This window comes from Burkholderia sp. Tr-862 (genome assembly GCF_011753085.1).
Classification (GTDB): Bacteria; Pseudomonadota; Gammaproteobacteria; order Burkholderiales; family Burkholderiaceae; genus Burkholderia; species Burkholderia ambifaria.
Genome location: NZ_VWWG01000055.1, coordinates 1 through 22,502, shown reverse-complemented (window position 1 = coordinate 22,502; position 22,502 = coordinate 1). Strand labels below are relative to the sequence as shown.

Genomic DNA, 22,502 nt, shown 5'->3' with positions numbered 1-22,502 from the left:
TGGTCATGCGCGGACTTGGCGTTAAGTTTTAATTAATGGTGAATTTATAAATCGTTAGGCACAGGAAAATCATTCCTTCCTATAGTCGGGTTATGAAACTGCGCCATTTCGAAGGATGACTTTGATGAAGGACGAACACGTGATGAACGCTTCCGGCGCCGCGACGGCGCTGCACTACCGCAGGTTTACCGCGGCCGACGTACCCGCGGCCCACGCACTCTCCATGGCGCTTCGCTGGCCGTTCAGGGCGGAAGACTGGCAGTTTTCCGCGGACACCTCGATCGCGTTCGCGGCCGAGGAAAACGGGGTGGTCATCGGTACGGCGATGTGCTGGAAGTACGGTGCGGACCGTGCTGCGATCGGGCACGTGATCGTGTCGTCCGAGCATCAGGGCCGAGGGATCGGCCGCGCGCTGATGGAGATCCTCCTCGACGAGCTGGGACAGCGCATCGTGTTCCTGCATGCGACGCCAGCCGGCCAGCCGCTCTACGAAAAGCTCGGTTTCAACGTGTGCGGATCGCTGGATCAATTTCAAGGGAACGTGAGTCAGCCCGCGGCGGTTGCGCTGCCCGACGGCGCTCGACTGCGGGCCGGCACGCCTGCCGATCTGAGCCGCTTCGTCGAGCTGGACGCGCGTGCTTCCGGCCTCGAGCGCGACGCCCTGATGTCGGCGTTGCTGAAGCGGGGAGAAAGCGTCGTGCTCGAGCAGGATGGCGAGATCGCCGGATTTTCAGTGCTGCGCCGCTTCGGTCGCGGTTACGTGATCGGCCCGGTGGTTGCACGGCGTTCGAGCGACGACGCGCAGGCGAAGGCGCTGATCAGTCATTGGCTGAGCGCGCGGGAGAACGAATTCGTTCGCATCGACGTACCGTCGGGAACGAGTTTGCCGGACTGGCTCGACGCGCAGGGATTGAAACGCGTCGACACCTGCTCGAAGATGGTTCGCAACGCGCCGGCCGATGCGCACCGCGGCGCGGCCGATCCGGTATTCGGACAGTACGGTTTGATCAGTCAGGCGATGTTGTAGGCGCCGGCCGCGCGGCCGGCGGCAGCGGGCATCACGCTCCCTGCGCGAGCGCCTTCACCTGTTCGGCCGACATCGCACCGCGATAAATGCGGAATTCGTCGATCAACCCGTTGAAGAACGGATCGCCCGGATACTGCGAACGCCCGATCCAGTTCTGCGCGGTTTTCCCGATGCGCCACGGCGCGAAGATCACGTCGTTCGCCGAGCCGATCGCATTGCCGTTCAGATAGAGCGTCGCGGTATCGGCCGCCAGCGTGACGGCGACGTGCGCCCATTGTCCTGCCGGCAATGCCGCGTTGCCGTCGATCGTGCGCTCGCCATGCCCGCCATTGGTGGTGATCGCGAAGCGCATCGTGCCGCCGTGGCTCTTCGGCGTGACGAACAGATAGCGCCCGGTGCCCGAACCGAAATCGAAGAGGCGCGCCCACGTCTGGCCGCCTCGCCAGTTGACCCAGGCCGCGATCGTGACATCCGACACGTCCGCGACGATGTCGTTCGGCAACGCGACGTAGCCGGTCGAGCCGTCGAGCGACGCCGCATTGCCCGTTTTTCCGGGCCCGCGCGATGCGCCGCCGACGAGCGTGCCCGCATGACCGTTGCCGCTCGCGTCCGCCGCACTCGTGCCGCCGGTCTCGTCGAACGTCAGCAGCGTATGCAGTTGCAGGGCCGTCGATGCGGCCACTTCCGCCGAATTCGCGGATTCGCCCGATGCAGTGCGCGCGCTGATCGTGTAGTACCAGACGCCTGCGGCCGGGTTGTCGGTATACGTCAACGGATCGACGATGCCGGTCGCGATGGTCGTATACGGACCGCCCGCAGTGGCGGCACGCTTCACGTCGTAGCTGGCCGCATTCGCGATGCCCCACCATGACAGCACGACGTGCCCGGCGGCCGGCCACGCGGTCAGCCCGCTCGGTGCGGTTGCGGGTGCAACGGGATCGCGCGTGCACGTCAGCGTGCCGTAGCCGAGCTGGTCGTAGCCGCCGCTCGTTTCGCCGTAGTTGCCGCCGCCGCCTTCGGGCTGGATCGCGCGGGCGAACTTCTCGGACCACGGTGCGGAGAGTCCCCTGCGGTTCACGTAATGGTTGTAGACGAGCGCCCAGCATGGACGAATCACGCCTTGGCTGCCGGTCGAGAATTGCGCTTGCGTGACGTCGACGTTGGCGTAGCGCGCGTACGGCACCGTCGGAAACGTCCCGTCCGGCTGCACGAGATTCGCTTTGGCAACGTATTCGGCGCCCGCGAGGAAGCGGTTGTTGTCGTGGCCGTACAGGTCGATGCCCTGGTTCCACGCCATTTCGCAGATCGCGCCGGCGAGCGCGATGCCGAGCGTGTTGTGCCCCTGGTCGCGGCCCGATTCCTGCCATTGGCCCAGATGGCCGGGATGCAGGTAATAGACGGCTTGCGCGATCGCGCCGTTGCCCGCGCCGTCGATGAAATAGTTGACGGCTTCGTCGAACTTCGCGTGGTCGTCGCACAGCACGCCGATCGCCATGATCGACGCGATGTTGCACAGATCCCAGTTCGCCCAGTAGTGCGTGATGTCCGTGTTGTTGTGGCGAGTCAGGAAGTCGGCGTTGATCGGGTAGAACTTGTCGGCCATCATCGCGCGGAACGCGGCGAAGTCGGCCGCGGCCCAGCCGGGATAGGTACGCATGATTTCGCCGGCGTTCGCGAATTCGTACCCGTAGAGGCCGGCGGCCAGGTCGACGTTCGAATCGCCGGCGAGGTTCTGCAGCGTCGACGACCACGCGTTCATGATCTGCACGGCCTTGTCCGCATACGCCTTGTTGCCCGACACCTTCCAGCGCAGCGCGCACGCATAGGCGGCCGCGATGTCCTTGTACAACACCGGATAGTTTTGCGCGCCGGTGCCGCCGCGCGTGACGACGGCTTGCGGGCGTGGCGACCACGTCAGCTGCGCATGGCTGTTTGCAATCAGCGTGTTCCAGCCGTCGCGCCACGGCGACGCGGCCGCCGCGACCTTCTGCACGATCCGGTCGAAATCGGCCTGCGTGTGCAGCAGCCCCGGATGGACGAACGCCGTGCGGGTCGTGACGGCGGCCGTGCCCGTCGCCACGCGTGCGAGCGCACGGTTGCCGGCCGCCGCTGCCGCGGTCGTGACGCCGCGGACGTTCTCGCTTGCGCCGGAGCCGTTGCATGCCGACAGCGCGAGCGCTCCGACGCTGTAAAGGAAGGTGCGCCGGGAAACCCGTGCGCCCGATTCAAGCAGGAGAGGAGTGTCGTGCATGTCGCGTTCGTTCCTTGACGAGTCTCACGGGAGGCGAGCGATGTCGCGCGGTGACGAAAGGGCACGCGGCGAAATCAGTCATCGCATGACGACGCGGATTGTAACGGAATGGAGGGCGCTGAGGACCACGAATGGGCGGCGTCATGCCAAATTTTTCGTAGCTGATTATCACGCTTCGGTTGATTAACATGCTAAGAAAGCGGAAAAAAATGGCGATTGATACGTTTGCGAGATATGATCGTCGCCGGCATGCGGGCAGCACGACTTTTCAGGTGTGCAGAGCGATAGATTCCCACTATTTCGTATAGTTGTCATACGACGGATGACGTGGTGCGGGTTTCATATCGCGCTCTCGGTCCGCACGCCGCAGCAATGAAGCCACGAACGACAAGAATTGGAGAACGACACGATGACGAGCAGCCCCCAGGTCTGAGCGAACGGTTTGCACGACGCGCGGCGTGGGTCGCGTCGCGCTCGACGCTGGCTTGCGCGGGTGTGACGGCAATGTCGGCCGCCGCCTCGGCAACGACGACGGTCGACACGCAGTTGGGCACCGCGACGCACTACACGCTCGGGCCGGGCGCGGTGAGCTTATCCGGCTCGATCGTCACGTCGAGCGCGAACGACGTGACAGTGACGGGCACGTCCGCGCCATCCGACTGCAGCGCCGCGTTCACGACGCTGAAGTCCGTCGCGCCGACCTCGCCGATCTGATCGGGCACATGGTGAACGATCTTGCGCTCGCAGGTATTTTTTCTAAAGACCGCACAACGTTCCGCCGATAACATTCAGGCGCTCAAAAACGACGCAATCGAACGACGCGCACCGACTCGTGCGCGACAGGCACGCACAGCCGGCCACCCCGGCAACAAAACACGACCGGGCGCGCGGCACCCGGGCAGCACGACGGAGAGTAGCGAAACGATGGGTACGGCAACAGGTTCGGTGCGACGCGCAATCGCGATCGCGGCCGGGGGAACGTTGTGCGTGGCGGCCGCGGGCGGCGCGCACGCGCAGGCATCGAACGCGGCGGCAACGCCATCGGCCGATGCGGCGGCGACGCTGCCGAAGATCGACGTGACGGGCGAGGCCAGCCGCGCCTCGCTCGGGCTGGTCGGGTTGCGTACCGCCACCGCGACCAGGACCGACACGCCGGTCGCCGAGATCCCGCAGACGACCAACGTCGTGACCGCGCAGCAGATCGAGATGACCGGCGCGACCGACCTGAACCAGGCGCTGCGCTACGTGCCGGGTTTCGCGACGTTCGGCTCCGATACGCGGACCGACTGGTATGCGGCGCTGCGCGGCTTCACGCCGACGCTGTATGTCGACGGCGTGGCGGCGCCGAACACGGCGGTCATCGCGAACTGGCGCGTCGATCCTTACACGATCGACTCGATCGCCGTGCTGCGCGGGCCGACGTCGGTGCTGTACGGCGCGGGCGAGCCGGGCGCGATCATCGACGCCCACACGAAGCTGGCCAACGGCGAGCGTGTGCGCGAAGCCGGCGTGCAGATCGGCAACGATGCACGCAAGCAGACCATGCTCGACATCGGCGACACGCTCGATCCGGACGGCAGGTATGCGTATCGCTTCGTCGGCATCGCGCGCGACGGCAATGCGGTGACCGGCCCGAACGCCGACCGGCGCGTCGCGGTGGCGCCGTCGTTCCGCTGGCGGCCGACGGCCGACACGTCGCTGACGGTGTCCGCTTCGTTCCTGCAGGATCACGGCGACATTTCGTCGAACTTCCTCCCGGCGTCGGGCACGGTCTTGCCGAATCGGAACGGGCGCCTGTCGCAGGACATCTACATGGGCGACCCGACGTTCAACGACTACCGGAAGAAACAATGGTCGCTCGGCTATGCGCTCGAGCATCGCGTGAACCCGATCTGGACGCTGCAGCAGGACGTGCGCTGGTCGCACCTGTCGCTCGATGACGCGACGGTGTTCGGCAACGGCCTCATGCCCGGCAGCACGACGAACATGATGCGGTTCGCGGGCCTGTTCCAGTTGAACTACAGCCGGCTCGACATCGACAACCGCGCGCAGGCGCGCTTCGCCACCGGCCCGCTCGAGCACACGCTGTTGCTCGGCCTGCAGTTCGACCGGCAGACGACGACCAATAGCGTGTGGCTCGCGCTCGCGCCGTCGCTCAACCTGTACCACCCCGTCTATCGTCCGGTGACGGCCGCAATCTTTTCCGGCCGCACGTCGCTCGGGCACGTCGATCAGTACACGGCGATGAATTCGCTCGGCGCGTACGCGCAGGACCAGATGCGCTGGAACCGCTGGACGCTGACGCTCGGCGGCCGCGAAGATCGCGTGAACGCGCGCTTCGACGACCGGGCGGCCGGCATCGGCACGCAGCAGGACGTCAGTGCGTTTTCAGGCCGCGTCGGGCTCACCTATCAGGGCGATGCGGGATTGTCGCCTTACGTGAGCTACTCGACGTCGTTCGATCCGGTGATCGGCGTGCGGATGTACGGCGGCGGCTTGCCGAAACCGACGCGTGGCAAGCAGACCGAAGCCGGGCTGCGCTGGCAGCCGGCCGGCCGGAACCTGATGCTTACCGCGGCCGTTTATCGCATCGACCAGACCAACGTCTTGACGCCGACGCCGACGAATCTCGACCCCACCGGTACGTCGTCCGTGCAGACCGGCAAGGTGCGCTCGCGCGGCATCGAACTGAGCGCGGTCGGGAACGTGACGCGCGAGCTGTCGATCGTCGCGTCGTACGTCTATCAGGACGTCAAGAACGTGCAGGCGAACGATGCATCGCTGAACAACTGGCCGGTGTCCGTGCCGCTGCCGCGGCAGATGGCGTCGCTGTGGACGGACTGGACCTGGCACACCGGCGCGCTGTCGGGCCTCGGAGTCGGCGCCGGCGTGCGCTACCAGAGTGCGTCGGCCGGTGCGCCCGACAATTCGCTGACGGTGCCGAGCGCCACGCTGTACGATCTCGCGATGCACTACGAGCTGCGTCACTGGCGATTCGCGCTGAATGTCGCGAATGTGTTCGACCGCCGCTACGTCAGCGGCTGCCAGTCTTACGCGGTGTGCGTGTTCGGCAACGAGCGGACGGTGCTGGCCAGCGCGAAATACAACTGGTAGCCGTACCCGTCATGCCGGGCGCGACTACGCGTCGCGCTGCGGTTCCCGGGCGGCATCACGCCCGGCCGCCGCATGGCGCTCTCGCCGCCACTCAGTCGGCGTGATGCCGAACCGTTCGCGGAACGCGGTGGCGAAATTCGCCGGCGTGGAAAAGCCAATCTCCTTCGCGATGCTCGCAATGCTGAGCGATGTCGTATCGAGCAGGTCCTGCGCGATGCGCAGGCGCTCGTGCCGCAGATATTCGAATACCGTCTGGCCCAGGTTGTCGCGAAACGCACGCGACAACCGCTTCTCGTGCGTACCGACCGCGCGCGCCAGCTGCTCCACCGTCGGCGGATCGTTCAGCGTGCGCGACAGATGCCGAATGGCCGCGCGCACGATGATGTCATCGTCCTTGCCTGTCGCAAACGGATCGTGCGCGGCCGGCGCATCCATTGCCAATGGCCGTTTCGTCCGCGCGAGCTGCACGCGGATTCGCGCGACGACTTCGGCCGGTTCGAACGGCTTCACCACATAATCGACGCCGCCGATTTCGAGCCCTTCGACGCGCTCGTGCAAGTCGCCGGCCACCGTCAGGAATATGACAGGGATCGCGCTCGTCAGCGGATCGGCCGCAAGCCGCCGGCACGCGGTGAAACCGTCCATGCGCGGCATCCGGACATCCATCAGCACCAGGTCGGGCATGAGTGCCTGCGCGCGCTGGCACGCCTGCACGCCGTCGAATGCGATGCTGATCCGGCATCCGGTGCTGCGCAGGACGTCGATCAGCAAACGAAGCTGGTCGGGCTGATCGTCGACGATCAGGATATGGGCATTATTCAATGCGGCGGTCGATGGCGACATCGTGTACCTGTTCAGGAAAGGCTGTGGGCAGCGTTCCTGCGCGCGGTCGATTCCGGTTCGGGAAAATCGTCGGAAGCCGTGACATGACTTCGCGAAAACGCACGGTACGCTCGCATCGACAAGCGGACTTCGCCGGACTGCACGGCAGGCAGTATGTCGGCGCATTACTCGGCGTTGTTTCTTTTGATCACTGAGCCGATAAAGGGGCGGAAGATTGCCGCTGCCGGAATCGATGCGAGCGGAATTGTAGGGGGATATCTCGATTCTCGCTAGAGTGCCGATCTCTATTATTGGGATGCGAGTCGGGGCTAACATTGAATCCCTTTTCGGTATTTTGCAGTTTTTTGCGAGATTGCTTTTAATGGCACTGCGCTCCAGCAAAGTATTTGTCCTTCCGGGAAAACATTTTTATTAAGCGCGGCAATACGAAATCGTTTGCGAGATCGGTGTTTGTCACATAAACCATTGAAAACATTGCATTTTGCAATCTATAAAGAATGCCGCCTTCTCTAATGCCGGGGCGTGTCTCATAATTCGTCCGAACTTTGGATGACGGATGGATTCGACGGGTTGGACCTCCGGCATACCGTGGCAGACGTTGCGGGATTAGAGCCCGGTGCATCAATTGATGTGCGCGCCGACGAATATTCGTCACGACGTCCGTCGCATCCGCATTATCCGCGTGGATGAAAATTCGTTCGCGTGCAGCAGATGAAATAAAAGAAACGGGGTTGGTCGCGCCGCGCGCGGCATTCAATTCGGAATGTCAATGACAGCGGGTTGACTCGCGAGAATCAGCAGGGGCGAGCTCGTCCATGGCAGTCATTTTGTATTCCTGATGGTTTTTATCGAATGAACGGAACGGGCCGTCGACCGAGCGACGCGCCCGGGCAGCGTATCGCGCATTGAGTTCGAAGTTGAAGTCGAAGCTGTGAATAAACCTAAGTAGTCCAAATTCAAACCAAAGACACGAAACGGAGCAAAAAATGCAGAGGAACCAGATTTCGGCGCTCGTCGCCGCCATGTTCGCAAGCGCAGGTGTGCTGGTCGCGGGGGTCGCACACGCGGACAACTTCGTCGATCGCGGCAACCCGGACAACGCACTGAACGGGCAGTGCATCGACGGTACGAACCCGTTGTGTGTCGCGACGAAGAGTGGGACGTTCGTTGCGACGAGCAGCACGAACTTCACGTCTGGAACGAATGCGAAGGCCGGCTCCAGCGGCATCGCGATCGGCGACCAGTCGAACGCGGGCAGCCAGGGTGGCTCCGGCAGCGGCGGCGGCATTGCGATCGGCGTCGGCGCCCAGGCACTGGCGAACTCGGCCACGGCGATCGGCACGGTGGCCGTCGCGCAGGGCAATACGGCGCTCGCGGTGGGCCGTCAGTCCGCCGCGATCGGCGATTACTCGATGGCGCTCGGCAACGTCGCCGACGCGCATGGCACGAGTTCGATCGCACTCGGTCACTCGGCGCTGGCGAGCGGCGATCGCTCGATTGCGATCGGCGGCGCGAATCCGACCACGAGCGACGGCGTGTCGAACGGCGCATCCTACGATGCCGCGACGCAGACCCGTGCGGGCGGCACGCAATCCGTCGCGATCGGCGCTGGCGCGCAGACGAACGACAACAACCAGGTCGCGATCGGCTCGGGCAGCGTCGGTGCGAACAACGGCGGAACACCGGTATTCGGCGGCACGGCTGCACCGGTCGGCGGGGCCGTCTCGTTCGGTTCGCTCGGCCACGAACGCCAGATCAAGAACGTCGCGGCGGGCGCGGCCGATACGGACGCCGTGAACGTCCAGCAGCTGAAGAACGTGAACAGCACGCTCAGCACCGGCATCGCCAACGTCGACGCACGCGTGACCTCCGTCGGCAATACGCTGTCGACGTCGATCGCGAACGTCGACCAGCGCGTGACCAACGTCGGCAACAGCCTCAGCACGAGCATCGTGACGGCGACGCAGAACGTCGTCAAATACACCGACGATTCGCACGCCGCGATCGCGCTGGACGGCAGCAACGGCACGACGATCGGCGGTGTCGCGGCCGGTATCGCCGATACGGACGCGGTCAACGTCGGCCAGTTGAAGGGCAGCGTTGCACCGCTGCAGACCTCGCTGTCGACCGCCGCCGCGAACATCACGAACCTACAGAACAACGTGACCGGCCTCAACGCATCGCTGAGCACGGCCGCGTCGAACATCGGCGGCCTGCAGGCAGCCGATGCGCGCAACGTGAAGTACGACGGCGCGAGCGGCTTCGACTCGGTCACGTTCGCCGGCCCGAACGGCACGACGCTGCACAATGTCGCGGACGGCAAGGATGCGCACGATGCCGTCAACGTGGGGCAACTGGGCAGTGGCCTCGCATCGCTCAGCACGAGCGTGACCAGCAGCGTGAGCACGACGATCGGCAACCTGAGCACGTCGATCTCGAACCAGATCGGCAACGCGACGAAGAACGCGGTGCAGTACGACGACGATGCGCATGGCGGCGTCACGCTCGGCGGCCAGGGCGCGCCGGCACCGGTCGGCCTGCACAACGTCGCGGACGGCGTGAGCGCGAACGACGCGGTGAACGTCGGTCAGCTCGGCAAGGCGACCGATACGCTGAACCAGTCGATCGCCAACGTCGGCAACAGCGTGACGAAGCTCGGCGACCAGGTGACGACGAACACCGGCAACATCGCCGCGCTGCAGCAGGATGCGCTGCAATGGAACCCGAGCCTCGGCACTTACGATGCGAGCCACGGCGGCAACAGCCCGCAACGCATCGGCAACCTCGCGGCCGGCCAGAACGGCACCGACGCAGTCAACGTGGACCAGCTGAACGCGGCGATTCACGACGGCACGAGCCAGCTCGACGCGCTCGCCGTGAAGTACGACGATGCGAGCAAGCGTCAGGTTTCGCTCGGCGCGGGCAACGGCGGGATTCCCGTGCGCGTGACCAACGTCGCGGAAGGCAACGTGTCGGCCGGCAGCACAGACGCCGTGAACGGCGCGCAGTTGCGCCGCGCGATCGACGGCACGGCAGCCGCGCTCGGCGGCGGTGCGACGGCGAATACGGATGGCTCGATCACGGCGCCCGCGTACAAGATCGGCGGCGATTCGTTCAACAATGTCGGCGACGCGCTGACGAACCTCGATGGCCGCGTCGGCAGCAACACGACGACGCTCGCGAATCACGAGACGCGAATCGGCAATGCCGAAACGAACATCGCCGGCAATACGACCGCGATCGCCGGGCTGCAGAAGGATGCGCTGCAGTTCGACCCGACGCTCGGCGCATACAACGCCGCCCGTGGCGGCGTGCCGACCAAGCTGACCAGCGTTGCCGACGGCAATGTCGCGGCCGGTAGCACGGACGCGGTGAACGGCGGCCAGTTGTACGGCGTGAAGTCCGATCTCGAGCAGCAGATCACGCAGGTGTCGAACCAGACGGGCGAGGCCGTGAAGAACGTCGTCAAGTACGACGTCGACGGCAACGGCAACCGGCTGAACTCGGTATCGCTGATCGGCGGCAACGCGAACGCGGCGGTCGTGCTGAAGAACGTCGCGGCCGGCACCGACGATACGGACGCGGTGAACGTGAAGCAGCTGAAGTCGGTGCAGTCGAACCTCGACCAGCTCGGCGCGCTCGCGGTGCAGTACGACGACAGCTCGAAGGGCTCGATCACGCTCGGCGGGGCGGGTGGCACGCGCATCACCAACGTGAAGGCCGGCACGCTCAGCGCGACCAGCACGGACGCGGTGAACGGCTCGCAGCTCTACGCGACGAACCAGCAGGTATCGAAGAACACGACCGATATCGCGAACCTGCAGGACAACGTGACCAACATCGCGAACGGCAAGGCCGGGCTCGTGCAGCAGCAGGACCCGAAAGGCGCGATCACGGTCGGCAAGGACTCGGGCGGTACCAGCGTGAACTTCTCCGGCACGGCGGGCGACCGCGTGCTGACCGGTGTCGCGGCAGGCGTGAACGCCAACGACGCGGTCAACATGGCCCAGTTCAACGACGCGCTGAAGACGGCGGCGGCCAACGACCAGATCCGTGCGGCGGCAACCGATGCGAACACGACGTGGATCGCGCGTGCCGATGCCGGTTCGATCGGCTCGACGGCGACGGCAACCGGCAAGAACGCGGTGGCGGTCGGCCAAGGCTCCGTTGCGGATCGCGACAATTCGTTCTCGGTCGGCGCGAAGGGCAACGAACGGCAGGTCACGAACGTGGCGGCCGGTACGGCGCCGACCGACGCGGTGAACGTGCAGCAGCTGAACGACAACCTCAATGCCGCATCGACGCAGGCGAAGGGCTACACCGACCAGCGGATCGGGCAGGTGTACAACTCGTTCAACGACCTGAAGAAGGACATGTACGGCGGCGTGGCGTCGGCGATGGCGGTGGCCGGTTTGCCGCAGCCGACGGGGGCCGGGCGCTCGATGGTGTCGGCGGCGACGTCGAACTATCACGGGCAGCAAGGCTTCGCGGCCGGGTATTCGTACGTGACGGAGAGCAATCGCTGGGTCGTCAAGGCGTCGGTGACGGGCAATGCACGGTCGGACTTCGGCGCGGTGGTGGGCGCAGGCTATCAGTTCTGATGCGGCGCGACGGACGTTGACCGTCGGGTATCGGGCATGTTGACGATGCCCGACACAGCAGGCAACGTCGATGACTGAAGGGCCCCGGGCTCGCGATGGCGACCTCGGGGCCTCGTCATTTGCCGGGATCGGATGCGCGCCGGTCGAAGGCCACCGACGGCTGCATGCCGCCGGCGCCCCACGCCTGCGCCGGCCGCGCGACGTGAAGCGTGTCGAGCAACTGCCCCATCCCGGCGAACACGCGGTACGCGCTCGCCACTTCCGCGTACTGGCCGCTGATGTAGTCGATGCGCGCGCTGTAATACTCGTTCTCCGCGTTGAGCAGGTCGAGCAGCGAACGTTGACCGATGCCGAACTGCAACAGGTACGCTTCGCGCGTCGACGCGCTGGAATCGACGTACTGCTTGAGCACGACCAACCGGTCGCGTGCGGTGACGTACGCGTTGTAGGCGTGCGATTCGCCTTCCGCGATCTCCAGGCGCGTGCGGTTGCGGTCTTCCTCGGCCTCCCGGATCTGCGCATGCGCTTCGCCGATATGCGCCTTGTCGGCGCCGCCCTGAAACAGGTTGTAGCGCAACCGCAGCATCACGCGGCGGTCGTTCGTCGGACCGAGCACGCCGTCACGATCATGGCTCGCGCTCAGCTCCAGATCGATGCGCGGCCAGAGTGCGGCCTTCGCCGCGTCATAGTGCGCATTGGCCTGGGCGACGTCCGCCTCGGCGGCCGCGAGGGACGGGTGGTTCGCCAGCGCCGTATCCAGCGCGAATCGTTCCGTCGGCGGCAGCGTGGCTTCCGGCGCGACCGGCTTGACGAGCACGTTTGGCGGTGCGCCCACGAGCCGCGCGTAGGCCACTTCGGCGTCTTTCAGGTTGCTTTGCTCGGAGCGCAAGTTGTCCTGCGCGAGCGCCAGCCGGCTTTCCGCCTGGTAAAGGTCGGCGCGCCGGCCGACGCCGCGGTCGCTGCGCAGCTTGATCTGATCGTGGATCCGGCGGTGGGACTCCAGGTTGTCGGTGGCGGCGGCGACCGTTTCCTGGCGGCGCAGGACTTCCAGATACGCGCCCACCACGCGCAGCGCCACGTCCTCCGAGGTTGATGCGACGCGATTCGCGGACGAGTCGATGCGTGCCCGTTGCCGCGCCACTTCGCTCCTGACCGCGAAACCGTCGAACAGCATTTGCGACAACGTCACGCTGGCCGTCCGGTGCGTGAACGTCGTGCGGTTCAGGCCGAGCAGACGCGTTTCGACATCGTCGCGCTGCTCCTTGCCGATCGCCGCGTCGACGTCCACGCGGGGCAGGTAGCCGGCTCGCGCCTGCTTCAGGCCTTGATCCGCCGCTTCCCTGTTGTATGTCGTGGCAAGGACTTCGGGGTTGGTCCGGATCGCCTGCTCGACCGCTTCCTGCAGGCTTTGCGCGGCGGCGGGCGCGGCGGTGCCCGCGAGCGCCGACGCGAATGCGAGCACGGCAAGCAGAGGGCAGTTCCTGTTCATCGACTGTTTCCTGTCGCCCGACGGTTGTTTGCAGCCAGCCTTGGGCACGATTATACGTCGCGCGAGGCCGGCGATCATGCGACCGGCCATCGCGACAGATGCATCAAACACACACACTGCCGCGAACGACGATCCGGAGGAGAGTTCGTCCGTCGGACGTCGGTCACGGGGTATTCCGGGCGGCTCAAACCTCCTGAACGTGCGGCAGCGGCGGCGGCACGTAAGTGACCACGGTGCCGCTGCCCTGATCGTGCGAGAGCTGGAAGCTGCCGCCCGACAGATTGCCTTGAAGCGCGACCTGCGCGGTGTGGGCGCCGTCGCTGACCGTGAGCGTGCCGCCCGTTCCCGTGTCGTTGGCCGTGAAGCTCAGCGTCGTGTGATCGCCGAACAGCACGTCGGTCAGGTCGAGCGCGTCGCCGGCGCCGAAGCCGCTGACCGTGCCGGTGAAACCGGCGGAGTGGTCCAGCTTGAGCGTCCCCGCGGCGCCATCGGCGAACGTCGTGTTTTCCGCGGACGCGCCGTCGAACTCGAGCGTTGCGCCGCCGCTGATCGTCGCGCTGCCGGCGCCCGTCACGTCGCCGTGGATCGTCAGGTTGCCGTTATTGGCCCACAGGTTGCCCGTGTTGTTCACCGCGCTATCGATCACGAGGCCGCCGCTGCCCGTCGCCTCGAGCGTGCCGGCGTTGGCGACCGCGTGCGTGCCCGTGTCGATGACGAGCGCGTTGGCGCCGTCGGCGACGATCGTTCCTTCGTTGACGAGCGTCAGCTGCCCGGCGCCGAGCTGGCCGGCACCCGTGATCGTGTTGTCGACGTTCACGAGCGTTGCATCCGGCGTGCTGCCGAACACGACGTTGTGGCTATCGTCGGACAGCGTCACGTGCCCGCCACCTTCCAGCGTCGCGCTCTTCGGGAGGATTTCGAAGCGGGTGATGTCGCCGGTCGAGCCGAGTGCGATCGTGCCCGTGTTCTCCACGATCCCGCCGATCGGCAGCATCGCGCCGTCGTTCACCGTCATGGTGCCGGCGTTCTGCACGACCGGTTCCTGGTCGAACACGAAGTTGTCGCCGGTGAGGTCGGCCGAATGCACGCCCGTTACCGTGATGGTGGCGCCATCGCCCAGCGTGATCACCGCATTGCCGTTCGCGTCGTCTGCCAGATGCGCCTGGACGTCGCTGAAGCTTGCGATGCCCGTGAAGCCCACCAGATCGATCTTGTCGGCGGCGAGGTCGAACGTGTGCAGCGTGTCGTTGCCGATCGGCTGCGAGAACACGAACAGGTCGTGACCGGCGGATCCCGTCAGTTGGTCGTCGCCCGACCAGGCGAAGATCGGCGCGTTGGCCGCGTACGCTTCGACGTTGTCCGCGATCGTGGCGGCGGCGTGGCTGCCGTCCGCGGCCGTCCAGGTTTCGGTCACCGTGAGCACGGTGGCGCCGGTGAAGGAGGTGGGCGGCGTGACGGTGAGCGCGCCGAGGTCGTTCGTCGGCACGAGCCATGCGCCGTTGCCGAGGTCGGTGCCGGCATTCAGCGTCCAGCCGGACGGGATGCCGGCGATCGTCACCGCAAGGTCGGCCGCGTGGCCGGACGGATCGGCGAGCGCCAGGTTGATCTCGGAGCCGGCGACCCCGGCGGGCGCCGTCTGCGTCAACGAGCGCGAGTTGCCCGCGGTGTCCCACTCCGTCACGGTGAGGGAGTCCTTGTTGAGATTCAGGCTCTGTTGCGTGTAGGTCCAGGTTCCGGCGGTTTGCTGCGTCGCGGTGTAATCGGCGTTGGTCGTGTTGTCGTGGATCAGGACTTTCCAGACATTGGACGTGTCGGTGTTGGCCGTCAGCGTGTGGCTGCCTTGACTGTATTGCCATGACAGCGTCGACGGCGCGGTGGTGTCGAGCGTGAAGCTCAAACTCGTGGCGTTCGAGATATTGCCCGCGATGTCGATCTGACGGACTTGCAGGTTGTTCACGCCTTCGGTGGCGCTGAAGCTCGTGTTCCAATGTGCGCCGTTGTCGATGCTGTATTGGACGGTGGCGCCGGTTTCGATGCCGGAAAGGTTCAGCGTGCCGACGTTGGTGATGTGGTCCGTGGCGCTGCTGCCGGAGTCGGTGGTCAATGCGACGCCGGGTGCTGCGACCGACGTATCGAGCGTGAAGCTCAGCGATGTAGCTGACGATGTGTTGCCAGCCACGTCGATCTGGCGGACTTGGACGTTGTTTAACCCTTCGACGGCGCTGAAGCTCGTGTTCCAATGTGCGCCGCTATCAATGCTGTACTGAACGGTTGCGCCGGTTTCGATGCCTGAGAGGTTCAGCGTGCCGACGTTGGTAATGTGGTCCGTGGCACTGGTGCCGGAATCGGTGGTCAGGGCGACACCTGGCGCGGCGGCTGACGTATCGAGCGTGAAGCTGAACGACGTGGCCGACGACGTGTTGCCCGCGATGTCGATCTCTCGAACCTGCACGTTATTCACGCCTTGGACGGCACTGAAGCTCGTGTTCCAATGCGCCCCGTTATCGACGCTGTACTGCACGGTGGCGCCCGTCTCGATGCCTGAGAGATTCAACGTACCGACGTTGGTGATGTGGTCGGTGGCGCTGCTGCCGGAGTCGGTGGTCAACGCGACACTGGGCGCAGCGGCCGACGTATCGAGCGTGAAGCTGAACGACGTGGCCGACGACGTGTTGCCCGCGACATCGATTTGCCGGACCTGCACATTGTTCACGCCTTCGAGGGCACCGAAACTCGTACTCCAATGCGCACCGTTATCGATGCTGTATTGCACTGTGGCGCCGGTTTCGATGCCTGAGAGATTCAGCATGCCGACGTTGGTGATGTGATCGGTGGCGCTGCTGCCGGAGTCGGTGGTCAGCGCAACACCCGGCGCAGCGGCCGAGGTGTCGAGCGTGAAGCTGAACGACGTGGCCGACGACGTGTTGCCGGCCACGTCGATCTGACGGACTTGAACGTTGTTTAACCCTTCGACGGCGCTGAAGCTCGTGTTCCAATGCGCCCCGTTATCGACGCTGTATTGCACTGTGGCGCCGGTTTCGATGCCTGAGAGATTCAACGTACCGACGTTGGTGATGTGGTCGGTGGCGCTGCTACCGGAGTCGGTGGTCAGTGCGACACCGGGCGCGGCGGCCGAGGTATCGAGCGTGAAGCTGAACGACGTGGCCGACGACGTATTGCCTGCGATGTCGATCTCTCGAACCTGCACGTTATTCACGCCTTGGACGGCGCTGAAGCTCGTACTCCAATGCGCACCGTTGTCGATGCTGTACTGAACGATGGCGCCGTTTTCGATGCCAGTGACGTTTAGCGTGCCGACATTGGTGATGTGATCGGTGGCGCTGCTGCCGGAATCGCTCGTGAGCGCGACACCGGGCGCTGCAGCCGACGTATCCAGCGTGAAACTGAACGAGGTCGGGGCGGACGTGTTGCCCGCGACATCGATCTGCCGGACTTGAACGTTGTTCAGTCCTTCGACGGCACTGAAGCTCGAGTTCCAATGCGCGCCGTTGTCGACGCTGTATTGAACGGTGGCGCCGGCCTCGATCCCGGTGACGTTCAGCGTGCCGACGTTGGTGATGTGGTCGGTGGCGCTGCTGCCGGAGTCGGTGGTCAACGCGACACCGGGCGCGGCGGCCGAGGTATCGAGCGTGAAGCTGAACGACGTTGCCGCCGACGTATTGCCCGCGACATCGATCTGCCGAACCTGCACGTTGTTCAGTCCTTCGACGGCGCTGAAGCTCGTGTTCCAATGGGCACCGTTATCGACGCTGTACTGCACGGTGGCACCCGTCTCGATGCCAGTGACGTTCAGCGTTCCGACATTCGTGATGTGATCGGTGGCGCTGCTGCCGGAATCGGTAGTCAACGAAACGCCGGGCGCACCAGCCGACGTATCGAGCGTGAAGCTGAACGAGGTCAGGGCCGACGTATTGCCCGCGACATCGATCTGTCGAACCTGCACGTTGTTCAGCCCTTCGATGGCGCTGAAGCTCGTGTTCCAATGTGCGCCGTTGTCGATGCTGTACTGCACGGTGGCGCCGGTTTCGACACCAGTGAGATTCAACGTACCGACATTGGTGATGTGATCCGTGGCGCTGCTGCCGGAATCGCTCGTGAGCGCGACACCGGGCGCAGTGGCTGACGTATCGAGCGTGAAGCTGAACGACGTGGCCGACGACGTATTGCCCGCGACATCGATCTGCCGAACCTGCACGTTGTTCAGTCCTTCGACGGCGCTGAAGCTCGTGTTCCAATGTGCGCCGTTATCGACGCTGTATTGCACGGTTGCGCCGGTCTCGATGCTAGTGACGTTCAGTGTGCCGACATTGGTGATGTGGTCAGTCCCGCTATTGCCCGAGTCGGTGGTCAGCGCAACGCCGGGCGCAGCAGCCGAGGTATCGAGCGTGAAGCTAAACGACGTGGCCGACGACGTATTGCCCGCGACATCGATCTGCCGAACCTGCACGTTGTTCACGCCTTCGAGGGCACCGAAACTCGTACTCCAATGCGCCCCGTTGTCGACGCTGTACTGAACGGTGGCGCCGGTTTCGATGCCTGTGAGATTCAACGTACCGACATTGGTGATGTGATCGGTGGCGCTGCTGCCGGAATCGCTCGTGAGCGCGACACCGGGCGCTGCAGCCGACGTATCCAGCGTGAAACTGAACGAGGTCGGGGCGGACGTATTGCCCGCGACATCGATCTGCCGAACCTGCACGTTGTTCAGTCCTTCGACGGCGCTGAAGCTCGTGTTCCAATGGGCACCGTTATCGACGCTGTACTGAACGGTTGCACCGGTCTCGAGGCCCGAGAGGTTCAGCGTGCCGACATTGGTGATGTGATCGGTGGCGCTGCTACCGGAATCGCTCGTGAGCGCGACGCCGGGCGCGGCGGCCGAGGTATCGAGCGTGAAGCTGAACGAAGTCGGGTTCGACGTATTGCCCGCGACATCGGTTTGCCGAATCTGCACGTCATTCACGCCTTCGACGGCATTGAAACTGGTGTTCCAAGTATGGCCGCCATCGGTCGAGTATTCGACGGCGGCGCCTGTTTCGACACCGGTGAGATTCAACGTGCCGACATTGGTGATGTGATCGGTCGAGCCATTGCCGGAATCGGTGGTCAGTGCGACGCCGGGCGCTGCGGCCGACGTATCGAGCGTGAAGTTGAACGAAGTCGGGTCCGATGTATTGCCTGCGACATCGGTTTGCCGGACCTGTACGTCATTCACGCCTTCGACGGCATTGAAACTGGTGTTCCAAGTGTGGCCGCCGTCGATCGAGTATTCGACAACTGCGCCAGTCTCCACACCAGACACGTTGAGTGTACCAACGTTCGTGATGTGATCGGTGGCGTCGCTGCCGGAATCGGTGGTCAATGCAACGCCGGGCGCGGCGGCAGAGGTATCGAGCGTGAAGCTGAACGACGTCGGATCCGACGTATTGCCTGCGACATCGGTCTGCCGGACCTGTACGTCGTTCACGCCTTCGATGGCGTTGAAGCTGGTGTTCCAAGTATGGCCGCCGTCGATCGAGTATTCGACAACTGCGCCAGTCTCCACCCCAGACACGTTGAGTGTGCCGACGTTGGTTATGTGATCGGTCGAGCTAGTGCCGGAATCGGCGGTCAATGCGACGCCGGGTGCGGCGGCCGACGTATCGAGCGTGAAGCTGAACGAGGTTGGGGCGGACGTGTTGCCTGCGACATCGGTCTGCCGCACCTGCACGTCGTTCCCGCCTTCGACAGCGCTGAAGCTGGTGTTCCAGGTGTGGCCACCATCGATCGAGTATTCGACAACTGCGCCAGTTTCCACACCAGACACATTGAGTGTACCGACGTTGGTGATGTGATCGGTCGAGTTGCTACCGGAATCGCTCGTGAGTGCGACACCGGGCGCAGCAGCTGAGGTATCGAGCGTGAAGCTGAATGAAGTCGGGTCCGATGTATTGCCCGCAATATCGGTTTGCCGAACCTGTACGTCGTTCACGCCTTCGATGGCGTTGAAGCTGGTGTTCCAGGTATGACCGCCATCGGTCGAGTATTCGACGGTGGCGCCGGTTTCAATACCGGTGAGATTCAGCGTTCCGACGTTGGTGGTGTGATCGGTGGCGCTGCTACCGGAATCGCTCGTGAGCGCGACACCGGGCGCAGCGGCTGAGGTATCGAGCGTAAAGCTGAACGAGGTCGGGTCCGACGTGTTGCCAGCAACATCGGTTTGCCGGACCTGCACGTCGTTCACGCCTTCGACGGCGTTGAAACTGGTGCTCCAAGTATGGCCGCCATCGGTCGAGTATTCGACGGTGGCGCCCGTTTCAATGCCGCTAAGATTCAACGTACCGACGTTGGTGATGTGATCGGTAGCGCTGCTACCGGAATCGCTCGTGAGCGCGACACCGGGCGCGGCGGCCGAGGTATCGAGCGTGAAGCTGAACGCCGTCGGATCCGACGTGTTGCCTGCGACATCGGTCTGCCGGACCTGCACGTCGTTCACGCCTTCGATGGCGTTGAAGCTGGTGTTCCAGGTGTGGCCGCCATCGGTCGAGTATTCGACGGTGGCGCCCGTTTCAATGCCGCTAAGATTCAGCGTGCCGACATTGGTGGTGTGATCGGTAGCGCTGCTACCGGAATCGCTCGTGAGCGCGACACCGGGTGCGGCGGCCGAGGTATCGAGCGTGAAGTTGAACGAGGTCGGGTCCGACGTATTTCCCGCGACATCGGTTTGCCGAACCTGCACGTCGTTCACGCCTTCGACGGCATTGAAACTGGTGTTCCAGGTATGGCCGCCATCGGTCGAGTATTCGACAGTCGCGCCCGTTTCGACACCGGTGAGATTCAGCGTGCCGACATTGGTGGTGTGATCGGTAGCGCTGCTACCGGAATCGCTCGTGAGCGCGACACCGGGTGCAGCGGCCGAGGTATCCAGCGTAAAGCTGAACGAAGTCGGGTCCGACGTATTGCCCGCGACATCGGTTTGTCGAACCTGTACGTCGTTCACGCCTTCTACGGCATTGAAGCTGGTGTTCCAGGTGTGGCCACCATCGGTCGAGTATTCGACGGTGGCGCCGGGTTCAACACCGGTCAGATTCAACGTGCCGACATTGGTGATGTGATCGGTCGAGCCACTGCCGGAGTCGGTGGTCAGGGCAACACCCGGCGCAGCGGCCGAGGTATCCAGCGTAAAGCTGAACGAAGTCGGATCCGATGTATTGCCTGCGATATCGGTTTGCCGGACCTGTACGTCATTCACGCCTTCGACGGCGCTGAAGCTGGTGTTCCAGGTGTGACCGCCATCGATCGAGTATTCGACAACTGCGCCAGTCTCCACACCAGACACATTGAGTGTACCGACGTTGGTGATGTGATCGGTCGAGTTGCTACCGGAATCGCTCGTGAGTGCGACACCGGGCGCAGCAGCTGAGGTATCGAGCGTGAAGCTGAATGAAGTCGGGTCCGATGTATTGCCTGCGACATCGGTCTGCCGAATTTGTACATCGTTCACGCCTTCGACGGCGCTGAAACTGGTGTTCCAGGTATGACCGCCGTCGATCGAGTATTCGACAACTGCGCCAGTCTCCACCCCAGACACGTTGAGTGTACCGACGTTGGTGATGTGGTCGGTAGCGTTGCTGCCGGAGTCCGCGGTCAGTGCAACACCCGGTGCAGCGGCCGAGGTATCCAGCGTAAAGCTGAACGCCGTCGGATCTGACGTATTGCCTGCGATATCGGTCTGCCGAACCTGTACATCGTTCACGCCTTCGATGGCGTTGAAGCTGGTGTTCCAGGTATGACCGCCATCGATCGAGTATTCGACAACTGCGCCAGTCTCCACACCAGACACGTTGAGTGCACCGACGTTGGTGATGTGGTCGGTAGCGTTGCTGCCGGAGTCCGCGGTCAGTGCAACACCCGGTGCAGCGGCCGAGGTATCCAGCGTAAAGCTGAACGCCGTCGGATCCGACGTATTGCCTGCGACATCGGTCTGCCGAACCTGTACATCGTTCACGCCTTCGACCGCGTTGAAGCTGGTGTTCCAGGTATGACCGCCATCGATCGAGTATTCGACAACTGCGCCAGTCTCCACGCCAGACACGTTGAGTGTACCGACGTTGGTGATGTGGTCGGTAGCGTTGCTGCCGGAGTCCGCGGTCAGTGCAACGCCCGGTGCAGCGGCCGAGGTATCCAGCGTAAAGCTGAGCGAGGTCGGGTCAGATGTATTGCCTGCGATATCGGTTTGCCGAACCTGTACGTCGTTCACCCCTTCGACGGCGTTGAAGCTGGTGTTCCAGGTATGTCCGCCATCGATCGAGTATTCGACAGTCGCGCCGGTTTCGACACCGGTGAGATTCAACGTGCCGACATTGGTGATGTGATCGGTGACATTGCTGCCGGAATCGGTCGTCAATGCAACGCCGGGCGCGGCGGCCGAGGTATCGAGCGTGAAGCTGAACGCCGTCGGATCCGACGTGTTGCCTGCGACATCGGTCTGCCGAATTTGTACATCGTTCACGCCTTCGACGGCATTGAAACTGGTGTTCCAGGTATGGCCGCCGTCGATCGAGTATTCGACAACTGCGCCAGTCTCCACACCAGACACGTTGAGTGTACCGACGTTCGTGATGTGATCGGTGGCGTTGCTGCCGGAATCCGTCGTCAATGCGACGCCGGGTGCGGCGGCCGACGTATCGAGCGTGAAGTTGAACGCCGTCGGGTCCGACGTATTGCCTGCGACATCGGTCTGCCGAACCTGTACATCGTTGACGCCTTCGACGGCATTGAAGCTGGTGTTCCAGGTATGTCCGCCATCGATCGAGTATTCGACGGTGGCGCCCGTTTCAACACCGGTGAGATTCAACGTGCCGACGTTGGTGATGTGGTCGGTCGAGCCACTGCCGGAATCGGTGGTCAGGGCGACGCCGGGTGCTGCAGCCGAGGTATCGAGCGCGAAGCTGAGCGATGTGGCGGCTGACGTGTTGCCTGCGACATCGGTTTGTCGAACCTGTACGTCGTTGACGCCTTCGACGGCGTTGAAACTGGTGTTCCACGTGTGGCCGCCATCGATCGAGTACTCGACGGTGGCGCCCGTTTCGACACCGGTGAGATTCAACGTGCCGACGTTGGTGATGTGGTCGGTCGAGCTGCTACCAGAGTCAGTGGTCAGTGCGACACCGGGCGCAG

The 22,502-nt window shown here is 64.0% G+C and carries 8 protein-coding genes; 3 read left to right on the top strand and 5 right to left on the bottom strand.

The window, feature by feature from the left end; genetic code table 11:
• Window positions 1-124: 124 nt before the first annotated feature.
• A complete protein-coding gene (locus F3J14_RS17055; protein WP_166723997.1) occupies window positions 125-1,027 on the top strand; it encodes a GNAT family N-acetyltransferase in 903 nt (300 codons plus the stop codon).
• 31 nt (window positions 1,028-1,058) lie between these two features.
• Here F3J14_RS17055 and F3J14_RS17050 read toward each other — a convergent pair whose 3' ends face one another.
• Both F3J14_RS17050 and F3J14_RS17045 read right to left on the bottom strand, forming a co-directional pair.
• On the bottom strand, window positions 1,059-3,278 hold the full coding sequence (locus F3J14_RS17050) for a LamG-like jellyroll fold domain-containing protein (RefSeq protein WP_166723996.1): 2,220 nt from the start codon (window positions 3,276-3,278) through the stop codon (window positions 1,059-1,061).
• A gap of 563 nt (window positions 3,279-3,841) precedes the next feature.
• Entirely contained in the window at window positions 3,842-4,000 is a 159-nt protein-coding gene (locus F3J14_RS17045; RefSeq protein WP_166723995.1) for a hypothetical protein, read from the bottom strand.
• Between the two features lie 202 nt (window positions 4,001-4,202).
• On the opposite strand from F3J14_RS17045, the gene F3J14_RS17040 reads away from it, so the two are divergent.
• Window positions 4,203-6,392 carry a TonB-dependent siderophore receptor gene (locus F3J14_RS17040; RefSeq protein ID WP_166723994.1) on the top strand — a complete coding sequence of 730 codons (2,190 nt, stop codon included), beginning with the start codon at window positions 4,203-4,205 and terminating at the stop codon, window positions 6,390-6,392.
• A gap of 24 nt (window positions 6,393-6,416) precedes the next feature.
• Here the strand turns inward: F3J14_RS17040 and F3J14_RS17035 are convergent, their stop codons facing one another.
• Complete coding sequence (locus F3J14_RS17035) at window positions 6,417-7,235, bottom strand: response regulator (protein WP_166724011.1); 819 nt, start codon at window positions 7,233-7,235, stop codon at window positions 6,417-6,419.
• Between the two features lie 986 nt (window positions 7,236-8,221).
• Here F3J14_RS17035 and F3J14_RS17030 point away from each other — a divergent pair.
• Window positions 8,222-11,836: a YadA-like family protein gene (locus F3J14_RS17030; RefSeq protein WP_166723993.1), complete on the top strand. Its 3,615-nt coding sequence runs from the start codon at window positions 8,222-8,224 to the stop codon at window positions 11,834-11,836.
• A gap of 115 nt (window positions 11,837-11,951) precedes the next feature.
• Here the strand turns inward: F3J14_RS17030 and F3J14_RS17025 are convergent, their stop codons facing one another.
• Together F3J14_RS17025 and F3J14_RS17020 are read right to left on the bottom strand one after the other, a co-directional pair.
• Entirely contained in the window at window positions 11,952-13,325 is a 1,374-nt protein-coding gene (locus F3J14_RS17025) for a TolC family outer membrane protein (protein WP_166723992.1), read from the bottom strand.
• A 184-nt stretch (window positions 13,326-13,509) separates the two neighbouring features.
• Entirely contained in the window at window positions 13,510-22,431 is an 8,922-nt protein-coding gene (locus tag F3J14_RS17020; protein WP_247682233.1) for an Ig-like domain-containing protein, read from the bottom strand.
• Between the last annotated feature and the right edge of the window lie 71 nt (window positions 22,432-22,502).